The 1,860-nt window shown below is 63.0% G+C and carries 2 protein-coding genes; both read left to right on the forward strand.

Translation table 11 applies throughout. The annotated features are described in order from the left end of the window. Positions 1 to 162 precede the first annotated feature (162 nt). Positions 163 to 1,617 (forward strand): IS21 family transposase, encoded by a 1,455-nt coding sequence (istA, locus tag CK944_RS21995; protein WP_103175162.1) that lies wholly within the window; start codon positions 163 to 165, stop codon positions 1,615 to 1,617. After that, the coding region (locus CK944_RS22000; protein ID WP_239986219.1) for an ATP-binding protein at positions 1,614 to 1,860 on the forward strand (247 nt) is incomplete at its 3' end. The genes istA and CK944_RS22000, both read left to right, overlap by 4 nt.

Raw genomic sequence — 1,860 nt, forward strand, 5'->3', positions numbered from 1 at the left:
TGAGAACGGCAGTGAGAAATTAGGCCACGGAAGCGGCGGCATGGAGCTGCTGCGGGCGGCGTAAAAGTCGTCCACCCTTTCCCTTTCTGCGACAGCAGGGAGGGCGCGAGGATTTTCAGCGTGGAACTATATCTCAGGGTTCGCCAGGCCTGCGCGGCGGGCATGAGCCAGCGTCAGGCGGCGAAGGCCTTCAACATCTCCCGTGATACGGTTGCGAAGATGATGACGTTCTCGGTGCCGCCGGGCTACCGGCGGACGGCCGAGGTCAGGCGGCCGAAGCTTGATCCCTTTATCCCGATCATTGAGGGCTGGCTTGAGGCGGATCGCTCCATGCCGCGGAAGCAGCGGCACACCGCGAAGCGGGTGTTCGACCGGCTGCGTGACGAATGCGGGTTCACCGGCGGCTACACGATCATCAAGGACTACATCCGGGAGCGGGAACGGCGGGGCCAGGAAGTGTTCGTGCCGCTGGCGCATCCACCGGGCCATGCGCAGGCCGACTTTGGCGAAGCAATGGTCAGGATTGGCGGTGTCGAGCAAAAGGCGCATTTCTTCGTGCTGGACCTGCCCCATAGCGACGCGTGCTATGTGCGGGCTTATCCGGCGGCGGTCGCCGAGGCCTGGGTGGACGGCCACATCCACGCCTTCGCCTTCTTTGGGGCAGTGCCGCAGTCGATCGTCTATGACAATGACCGGTGCCTGGTGGCGAAGATCCTGCCCGATGGCACCCGCAAGCGAGCCGTCCTGTTCAGCGGCTTCCTGTCGCATTACCTGATCCAGGATCGCTACGGCCGCCCTGGCAAAGGCAACGACAAAGGGAATGTCGAAGGCCTGGTGGGTTATTGCCGCCGCAACTTCATGGTGCCGCTCCCCGAGTTCGCGACTTGGGAGGCGTTCAACCTCTGGCTGGAAGAGCAATGCCGCAAGCGCCAGCACGATGTCCTGCGCGGCGAAAGCGAAACGATCGGCGAGCGGCTGCAACGCGATCTGGCTGCCATGCGCCCTCTCCCGATCGCGCCCTTCGATGCCTGCGACCAGGACACTGGCCGCGTCTCGTCCCAGTGTCTGGTGCGCTACAAGACCAACGACTATTCGGTGCCGGTCGCCTATGGTCATCAGGATGTCTGGATCCGGGCTTATGTCCACGACGTGGTGATCGGCTGTCGGGGCGAGGTCATTGCCCACCATCCCCGATGCTGGGACCGCGACGAATTCATCTTCGATCCGATCCACTACCTGCCGCTGCTGGAGCAAAAGATCAACGCACTCGACCAGGCCGCGCCGTTGCACGGCTGGGAGCTTCCCGAGGAATTCGCCACGCTGCGGCGGTTGATGGAAGCCCGTATGAACCGGCATGGCCGACGCGAATACGTCCAGGTCCTGCGGTTGCTGGAAACTTTCGACCTGGCTGATCTGCATGCCGCGGTGAAGCAGGCGCTCCAGATGGGCGCGATTGGCTTTGACGCCGTAAAGCACCTGCTGCTTTGTCGTGTAGAACGCCGTCCGCCCCGACTGGACCTCGACTGCTATCCCTATCTGCCCAAGGCCACGGTCGAGAAGACCAAGGCCGGTTCCTACATGCGGCTGTTGTCGGGCAATGCGGAGGACGCGGCATGAACGATGTCCCGGAAATCCTGCTCGCCCATCACCTCAAGGCGCTGAAGCTGCCGACGTTCCTGCGGGAACATCAGAAGCTGGCCCGGCAATGCGCGGCCGAAGGCATGGACCATGTCCAATACCTCGCCCGGCTTGTTGAGCTGGAGTTGATCGACCGGGAGCGGAGGATGGTCGAACGCCGCATCAAGGCCGCCAAATTCCCCACGGTCAAAAGCCTCGACAGCTTCGACTTCAGCGCCATAC

The sequence above is a fragment of the Paracoccus sp. SY genome, assembly GCF_002901215.1.
GTDB lineage: Bacteria > Pseudomonadota > Alphaproteobacteria > Rhodobacterales > Rhodobacteraceae > Paracoccus > Paracoccus acridae.